The sequence below is a fragment of the Streptomyces lunalinharesii genome, assembly GCF_039532155.1.
GTDB classification, from domain to species: Bacteria; Actinomycetota; Actinomycetes; order Streptomycetales; family Streptomycetaceae; genus Streptomyces; species Streptomyces lunalinharesii.
The window spans coordinates 47802-54216 of record NZ_BAAARK010000040.1 but is presented as its reverse complement, the minus strand read 5'-3'; the positions used below and the strand labels follow the sequence as shown (position 1 = coordinate 54216).

The 6415-nt window shown below is 69.8% G+C and carries 13 protein-coding genes; 6 read left to right on the top strand and 7 right to left on the bottom strand.

All coding sequences use genetic code 11. The features are described from left to right. The first annotated feature begins 105 nt into the window (after positions 1-105). Positions 106-639 carry a GNAT family N-acetyltransferase gene (locus tag ABD385_RS35080; protein ID WP_344583551.1) on the top strand — a complete coding sequence of 178 codons (534 nt, stop codon included), beginning with the start codon at positions 106-108 and terminating at the stop codon, positions 637-639. A gap of 71 nt (positions 640-710) precedes the next feature. Next, a complete protein-coding gene (locus tag ABD385_RS35075) occupies positions 711-1415 on the top strand; it encodes a helix-turn-helix domain-containing protein (protein ID WP_344583550.1) in 705 nt (234 codons plus the stop codon). 138 nt (positions 1416-1553) lie between these two features. On the opposite strand, the gene ABD385_RS35070 is transcribed toward ABD385_RS35075, so the two are convergent. From ABD385_RS35070 to ABD385_RS35060, 3 genes are read right to left on the bottom strand one after another with little or no spacing between them, the layout of a single operon-like run. Further along, the gene (locus ABD385_RS35070) at positions 1554-1727 is read right to left on the bottom strand and encodes a hypothetical protein (RefSeq protein WP_344583548.1); all 174 of its coding nucleotides are present in this window, start codon (positions 1725-1727) and stop codon (positions 1554-1556) included. Beyond that, on the bottom strand, positions 1724-1858 hold the full coding sequence (locus ABD385_RS35065; RefSeq protein ID WP_344583546.1) for a hypothetical protein: 135 nt from the start codon (positions 1856-1858) through the stop codon (positions 1724-1726). The genes ABD385_RS35070 and ABD385_RS35065 overlap by 4 nt, the downstream gene beginning before the upstream one ends. Then, positions 1855-2103, bottom strand: a complete 249-nt coding sequence (locus tag ABD385_RS35060) for a hypothetical protein (RefSeq protein WP_344583545.1) — start codon at positions 2101-2103, stop codon at positions 1855-1857. Before ABD385_RS35060 ends, ABD385_RS35065 begins: the two co-directional genes overlap by 4 nt. Before the next feature lie 271 nt (positions 2104-2374). Between ABD385_RS35060 and ABD385_RS35055 the strand changes: the two genes are divergently transcribed. The 4 genes from ABD385_RS35055 (at position 2375) to ABD385_RS35040 (ending at position 4492) form a co-directional block, all read left to right on the top strand. Then, positions 2375-2710 (top strand): hypothetical protein, encoded by a 336-nt coding sequence (locus ABD385_RS35055; RefSeq protein WP_344583543.1) that lies wholly within the window; start codon positions 2375-2377, stop codon positions 2708-2710. Then, positions 2707-3177 (top strand): DUF6233 domain-containing protein, encoded by a 471-nt coding sequence (locus ABD385_RS35050; RefSeq protein WP_344583542.1) that lies wholly within the window; start codon positions 2707-2709, stop codon positions 3175-3177. Before ABD385_RS35055 ends, ABD385_RS35050 begins: the two co-directional genes overlap by 4 nt. 241 nt (positions 3178-3418) lie before the next feature. Further along, positions 3419-3940, top strand: coding sequence for a hypothetical protein (locus tag ABD385_RS35045; protein ID WP_344583541.1), 522 nt, complete (start codon positions 3419-3421; stop codon positions 3938-3940). Between the two features lie 303 nt (positions 3941-4243). Continuing rightward, on the top strand, positions 4244-4492 hold the full coding sequence (locus ABD385_RS35040; protein ID WP_344583540.1) for an NUDIX hydrolase: 249 nt from the start codon (positions 4244-4246) through the stop codon (positions 4490-4492). A 526-nt stretch (positions 4493-5018) separates the two neighbouring features. On the opposite strand, the gene ABD385_RS35035 is transcribed toward ABD385_RS35040, so the two are convergent. Genes ABD385_RS35035 through ABD385_RS35020 form a run of 4 tightly spaced genes read right to left on the bottom strand, consistent with a single transcriptional unit; the run spans position 5019 to position 6365 of the window. Next, the gene (locus ABD385_RS35035; protein ID WP_344583539.1) at positions 5019-5270 is read right to left on the bottom strand and encodes a hypothetical protein; all 252 of its coding nucleotides are present in this window, start codon (positions 5268-5270) and stop codon (positions 5019-5021) included. Then, positions 5267-5485: a hypothetical protein gene (locus ABD385_RS35030; RefSeq protein WP_344583538.1), complete on the bottom strand. Its 219-nt coding sequence runs from the start codon at positions 5483-5485 to the stop codon at positions 5267-5269. The genes ABD385_RS35035 and ABD385_RS35030 overlap by 4 nt, the downstream gene beginning before the upstream one ends. Continuing rightward, complete coding sequence (locus ABD385_RS35025) at positions 5482-5736, bottom strand: hypothetical protein (protein WP_344583536.1); 255 nt, start codon at positions 5734-5736, stop codon at positions 5482-5484. The genes ABD385_RS35030 and ABD385_RS35025 overlap by 4 nt, the downstream gene beginning before the upstream one ends. Next, positions 5733-6365, bottom strand: a complete 633-nt coding sequence (locus tag ABD385_RS35020) for a recombinase family protein (protein WP_344583534.1) — start codon at positions 6363-6365, stop codon at positions 5733-5735. The genes ABD385_RS35025 and ABD385_RS35020 overlap by 4 nt, the downstream gene beginning before the upstream one ends. Positions 6366-6415: the final 50 nt, after the last annotated feature.

Genomic DNA, 6415 nt, shown 5'->3' with positions numbered 1-6415 from the left:
ACGTCGCCCTCGAAGCGGAAGTCCTGAGCGGCAGCGAGCGCAACGTCTACGTTCCGACTGGGACCGGCCGTTCTTCTGGTGTCCGTTGCGTGCCAGGCTGCCCGGATGATCGAAACGCCACGGTTGATACTGCGCCGCTTCACCCTCGCTGACGCGCCGGCTATGCGCGCCTACCGCAATGACTCCGCCATCGCTCGATACCAGGCATGGCGCTCTCCTTTGACCCCCGAGACTGCGGAGCAGCAGGTGCTGCTCTACGCGAGCCAAGACCCCACACAGGCGGGCTGGTTCCAGTACGCAGTCGAGCACAAGGGCACCGGTTCCCTCGCTGGCGATCTCGGTGTACGTCTCGACGAGGGCCTGCTGCAGGCCGAAGTCGGCTTCACCTTGGCACCCGCCTTCCACCGCCAGGGGTACGGCATTGAGATGGTGACCTCTGTCCTCCACCACCTCTTCGCGCGCGGGCTGCACCGCGTTTATGCCGAGTGCGACGTCCGGAACAGCCGCTCGGCTGCGCTCCTTGAACGCACCGGGTTTCGCCGCGAAGGCGCGAACCCTGCGCCGGCGATCAACATCAACACGGGTGAGCGGATGGACATGCTGCTGTACGGGCTGGACCACCGCGAGTACGTGCCGTAGCACCACTGGGAGGAATGGTGGCCGAACGGCCTGTCCGAGACTTTGGCGGCATAAAGGTATTGTCGGCCTATATGTTCTCGATGGTCACCAAAGACATCCTCATCGCCCGGCGACACAGCGTCGGGTTGAGCCAGCAGCAGCTCGCCCAGCAGGCGGGGATCGCGCCTGAACGCCTTGAGGCGCTGGAGGCCGGCACTGGCTGGCCGGGAGCTGAGGCGTACACCGCGGTGCTCGACGCGCTGGGGATCGAAGGCCCCGAGCGTGAGCGGCTCGAAGTGCAAACCGGCGCCCCGCTCTCCGGGGACGAGCGCGCCTTCTTCCTCGCCAGCACCTCGCTGTGGGCGATCGCCGACCACAGCTGGCGCATCACCGAGGGCTCCCCTGCCCTCACCGAGCAGCTGCCACTGGCCACGGACAGGTCCAGCCTGTTGGCGTGGCTGCTGCTCGACTCCGACGCTGAGCGCCGCCTGGTCAACCACCGCGACCTGACTGTGATCGCTCGCGCAGTGCTCCAGGCTGGGCTCCGAGCGAACCCAGACGACCCCGCGCTCACCGAGCTCCGCGAACAACTAGACCAAGATCACTCTCCGGCCCCCGGCGCTCCGACCTCCTTCGACGGAACGGAGTGGATCTGGAGGACAGGCGCCGGCCTGCACACGGTGTGGCGCTGCCTGAACATGAGGACCGGGCAACGTCCCGACCTGACCGTCATCTTCTTCATGCCGGACGACACTCCGGTCGCTGCCCCCGAACCAGTGGATGCATCCGAGGAGTAGCAGCGGGAGAGGCCACCGTTTCCCGGCTTCTGACCGTGCCGTCGGCCGTGGTTTACAACGGGAAGACCGGGCGGTTCCGCTCCTGGTGAGGAGCCGAACCGCCCGGCCGGTGTCGCGGCGCTATCCGAGCCTCTAGGGTCACTCGGGCTGAGCCGGACGGAGGTGCATGTCGATGGTCAATTCGTCGGCGATCAGCGTCTGCTGGACGGTCTCGTCGTCGTGGCCGCTGGCACGCAGCTCGTGTGCGGTGCGGGCCATCTCGGCGGCAATGGAGTCACCGTCAGTTCGGCTGGGCAGCGGCAGGTTGGTCACCGGCGTACTCCGCTCATCGCCTCACCGTGGCGCCGGAGCTCCTGCTCGCACTTCCGCCTGGTCTCCCCCGCCTTGCGGGCGGCCTCAGCGGCTTCTCGTGCGGCAGCGGCCTGGTCCTTCTGGGACTTCATGCGGCGCGTCCCTCCGCCTCGTGGTCGTCGCCGTCCTCGCCCTCGATGTCGTCGAGGAGGCCGGCGGTGGTGGCGCACTTGCACGTGACGGTGATCAGTTCGTCGCTGAACCGGATCTTCACGGCTCGGAAGTCCAAGCAGTCGCTGCAGGGGCCGGCGATGCGGCTGGCGACCAGGGTCCCGGGGGTGGAGATGGGGGTGCCCCGCGTGGTGAGTTCGTGGTGGGGCTTGGGAAGATGCTGCATGGAGATCCCTCTCGGTGAGACGCATAGGGGTTTCCGGAGATCGGCGCGGAGCGTGAACTCCTGCCGGTCTGAGGGCTGGGAGCGGGAACTCCCGGCCCTCTCTCGTGCTCGCGCCCAGGGCTCGCCTGAAGTCGGCCGCGCCTGGGTGCCTCGTGATGCGGTGGGTGGAAATCAACCCACCCTCATAGTGTTCAGCTGCTAATCACTTGTCAATGACTTAAGCGTTCACGTCGCGATGCGGCGGAAGGTGACCGCCGGGTACCCTTTGCCGGTGGCGCACACGTTCGAATTCCCTCAAGATCTGCTGGACTCCCAAGCAGCCCTTCGGCGTGTCGAAGACGAGCTGCAGTCCCTCTACGACCGCCTGCCGTGGTCAGTCGCCCCGCAGGCCGGCTGGACACGCAGCAAGGAAGCGGGCGGGCACTACTTCGCCAGCAGCAGGCCGGACTCTCCCGGCTGGACAACGGACGAACAGGCCCAGGTAGAGGCTCTGCGTACCCGCCGCCTCGAACTCGCCACTGCCGTCGTCTGCCACGCGTACTGGGCTACCTCTGATGACCCGCCCAAGGCACGCTCCGCGCTGAAGCACCAGTCCGCAGACGAATGACCGACGAGGACGGCACCCCGCCCTCCGCTCCGATCGCGGAGATCACACTCCCGGACGGCCAGATGCTACGAGCCCCCGTCGTACGACGCCGTCGCGACCGCTCCGGAATCTGGTGGTACGACCTGCTCGTCGAGCTCCCAGACGCTGAGTTCGACCGTCGCCGCGGGCCCCAGCTGGTCACACGCACCGTGCCGATCAGCGCGCCCTACCCCGTCGTCCAACCCGTAGCAGGGCAGAGCTACGTCTCCCTTGATCCGCCCCCGCCCGAAGAGCGTCAACGGTGGCGGGTGGACGACGCCCCACACTGGATGCGCGCAGACCTGCTCATCCACCGCCCCGACTGCGCCCAGACGCGCAGCACGCAGGCCATCACCGACACCCAGGCCATGGAGATGCTCGCCGATCCAGAGATCGCCGTGGCCTGCGAAGTGTGCAGCCCCGACGCGGTGCTGCGGCATCTACGGTGACGGCTTCGCATCCGGTCCTCGCATCGGCGCGCGCTCACCTCGGGGTAGCGGCTCGGGCAGAAGCCCGCTGATCTGGGCAAAGCTCTGAACTGATCATCTCTGGGGCGGGATACTCGCTGGCGGGGTCCGCGCGTCGCGGAGCAGCAGCTGGCGCGGGCCCCGCCACGCGGCGCGTGCCAGGGGTCTGGTCGCCTACCGCAGTATCAGCTGATTCCCCGTCACCGCGAGGAGCCCTGTCGCCGTGAAGTACGCCGCCGATGACCACCAGCTCGCCCAAGTCCACCTGCAGGCCGCCGTCGCGCAGGCCGCCCTCGGCGAGTTCGAGCCCGCCTGCAAACGCCTGGACGCGGTGCTGGCGCTGCGCGGGTTCGATCTGCTGTCGATGGCTCGGGCGACAGCCGCCTTCCTCGACTCGATCACGATGGTGACCGGCAACGAGTGGGCCACCGGCAAGCTCGCCTCCAAGGCCGAGGAGCAGACGGAGAGCCTGGATGAGCGGGTGCCGCCCGCCCGGGCACACACCCTGCGGCTGATGTCGGCCTGGTCCTCGGAGGACCCGGACTCCTTCGAGGCGCTGTTCACCGTGGCGGCCGGCGATGCAGCTGCTGCCGAGCACGTGCGGGACCTGTTCGTCTATGCGCTGGAGTGGACGGAGTACAAGGCCGGCAGCTGCGTGAACCCGCAGTCGCTGGTCAAGGGTGTGTGCAGGGCGCTGACTGAGCACGGCCCCTCGCACTGGTCGTGGAAGCGCCCGAAGGACTGAGCCCGCTTCTACGCGGGGTTCTTCGGCCCAACCGCCACGGGCCCGGGTTATCGGTGCCCGGGGTCCGGGGGACGAGGAGGGGCCCGGCGGCGGCAGCATCGGCCGGACGTCGTCGCGCCGCCGGGCCCGTCCAGTGTCGCCTACGCACCCGGAGTGACTTCACACAGGGCCGGGGCAGCGCCCGCCGCATGCCGGGACGGTGGAGTGTGACAGGGCCCTCACCTTCTGCGGTGCCCTGCGGCGGCGGGTGGAGGGCGGGACAATCGGAGGAGAAGACGGAGAGGGTGCGGGCAGGAGGCCGGGGTGGTCGTCGAGGCCGGCCCGGTGGTGCACGTCAGTGAGCGCATCGATGCCGCAGTACACGACGTCTTCACCGTCTTCCGCGCCGAGTTCCTCTCCGGAGAACCGACGGCCGACCGGCACGACGAGGACGTGTCGGAGGCGGCCTGGGTGACGGTGGAGGAGGCCAGCGCGCTGATGCCGTGGTACCCCGACGGCGTGGCCCCGCTGCTCGCGACGGCCGGGGCCGGTTACAGCACCGCCCGCGCATAGCTGTAGAGCACACAACGCCCTTACGTCGGCAGGGCGCCAGCAATTATGGCTGGCGGCTGACCCGTCGGCGGGGTGTGCCACTGGATCTCTTGGCCGTCACACCGGCCGACGCGGGCCCATCCAGCGCGGACACGTGACCGTGTTCAGCACGTGGACGAACTGGGCGGCTTCGGCTGGGGCTACAACGGCGGCCCCCCGGCGGTCGGTCAACGCCGGGGCCCCTCCGTGCCCGCTCGGCCTCGCTTGAAGGACCAGGTGGAGCGGTGGCCCCGGTGGCGACGAGGGACACCTCCGGACTGCCCCGCCATGACCGTTGGGGGGACCGCCACCGGTCCAGGCCGAGCGTGGGGCCCGGCGGCCAGGGATGGAGTGGCTGGCGGCCGCGGGCTCAGCGCGCGATCGCCGGAGTTCTAGGTGGCGGCGAGGAAAAGCACCGCCAGGAGGCCAGCCGCCACGACCACCGCGGCGACCGCAACGGTAGAGGCCTCCCGGGCGGGGCTGCGCGGCCCGTGGCGCGCGTGACGGCTCACAGGTGCCTCCTGGAGCCGGTCTGGTCAGTGTGCGGGACGTACCGAGGTGGTGCGGACGTCCCGTGATGCTCCCCGGTGGTGTCGGTCGTGAGTTCGGGGCGTTCGATGCCGGCGGGTGCCGCGTGGGCGTGCGGGGAGCTGCTGACGATCGCGAGGGGTGGCCCGAGGCCGACTACGGCGAGGAACGTCAGTGGGCGCCACAGGCCCTCGCCGGCCGGCTTCGTCGGACGAGCGTGATGGCCACTCACGGCTGCCCCCATTCACCTCGGGGTGCGGTGACGGCGTACGTCACGATGTCGCGGTGGTCCACGCGCAGGAAGCGCTTGGGGTCCGCGCCGTGGCGGGGGCGCAGCAGCCACACCGGGGTGTCGGTCGCCGCGCCGGCGATGTCCGTGCACACCCACTCAGCGTCAGTGAGGACGTTGGTCATCAGGTCGCCCACCTCGGGGCGCCGGGCGCTCACTGCTCAACTCCGTCGGCGAGGGTGGCCGTGATCTCCTCGGGGGCCGCGGTGCGCAGCGCTTCGGGCTCGGCCTGCCACGCGGGGGCGCTGCCGATGAGGGGAACGACGAGGACGCACTTGCAGCTGAGGCAACCGGGTGGGTAGGCGTCGGGGTCGGCGATCCGACCGACGGCCTGAGCGATGATGTCGAAGACCACCTCGCCCGGCGGGTACGGGCCGATGATGGCGCGGCGGGTTCCGATGGGGCTCACGGGAGCCTCCAGGCGCCCCGCCGGGCCTCGACCTTGATCTCTTCGAGGTCCTCGGGGATCCAGGTCGACCCGCTGCCGAAGAGAGGGCGTAGGACGGGCTGGCCGCCGACGGCGAGGTCGGTCACGACGCCTTTGCGGTCGGCGACGTGGTCGTGGACCAGGTCACCGATGCCCGCCGAGGGGGAGGCCGTTGCGGCGCTCTCCCTCTCTGTTCCGCAGCCGTCGTATCCGGCTGCGATGTCGGCGACGTCGCGGCGGCGGGTGGCCTGGGCGGCGGTGTGGCGGGTCGGGGGGTGGGGCGTGCTGGTGATGGACCGGGCGACGCTCAGGAAGGCGTCGCGGTCCTGCAACTCGTCCCGGACTGCGTCGAAGTCGGTCGTGGATTCGGCGATCATCTGCGCCGAGTAGGTGACGACACCTCGCACGGTGCCGGCGGCAAGAAGTTCAAGTACCCGGGTCCAGCCGGGGCGGGAGGTCAGCGGGGCCGAACGGTCCGTGTCCGTCGCGGTCTCGATGGCGTCCCAGTCCCGGGCGTGGGCGTACTGGCGGCAGTAGTCGGCGAGCGGCTCGGGCTCGCCCGCTGCGGCGTAGAGCACGACGGGGAAGCGGCGAGGGGGCTTGTTACCCATGCCCGTAACCGTGCCGCTACAGAGCGTGGAAGCGAAGACACCAGGAGGAC

What these genes read in the sequence shown, in the direction of transcription:
- ABD385_RS35080 (WP_344583551.1), top strand. Translation starts at nt 106, where the DNA reads ATGATCGAAACGCCACGGTTGATACTGCGCCGCTTCACCCTCGCTGAC.
- ABD385_RS35060 (WP_344583545.1), bottom strand. Translation starts at nt 2,103, where the DNA reads ATGCAGCATCTTCCCAAGCCCCACCACGAACTCACCACGCGGGGCACC.
- ABD385_RS35075 (WP_344583550.1), top strand. Translation starts at nt 711, where the DNA reads ATGTTCTCGATGGTCACCAAAGACATCCTCATCGCCCGGCGACACAGC.
- ABD385_RS35065 (WP_344583546.1), bottom strand. Translation starts at nt 1,858, where the DNA reads ATGAAGTCCCAGAAGGACCAGGCCGCTGCCGCACGAGAAGCCGCTGAG.
- ABD385_RS35050 (WP_344583542.1), top strand. Translation starts at nt 2,707, where the DNA reads ATGACCGACGAGGACGGCACCCCGCCCTCCGCTCCGATCGCGGAGATC.
- ABD385_RS35020 (WP_344583534.1), bottom strand. Translation starts at nt 6,365, where the DNA reads ATGGGTAACAAGCCCCCTCGCCGCTTCCCCGTCGTGCTCTACGCCGCA.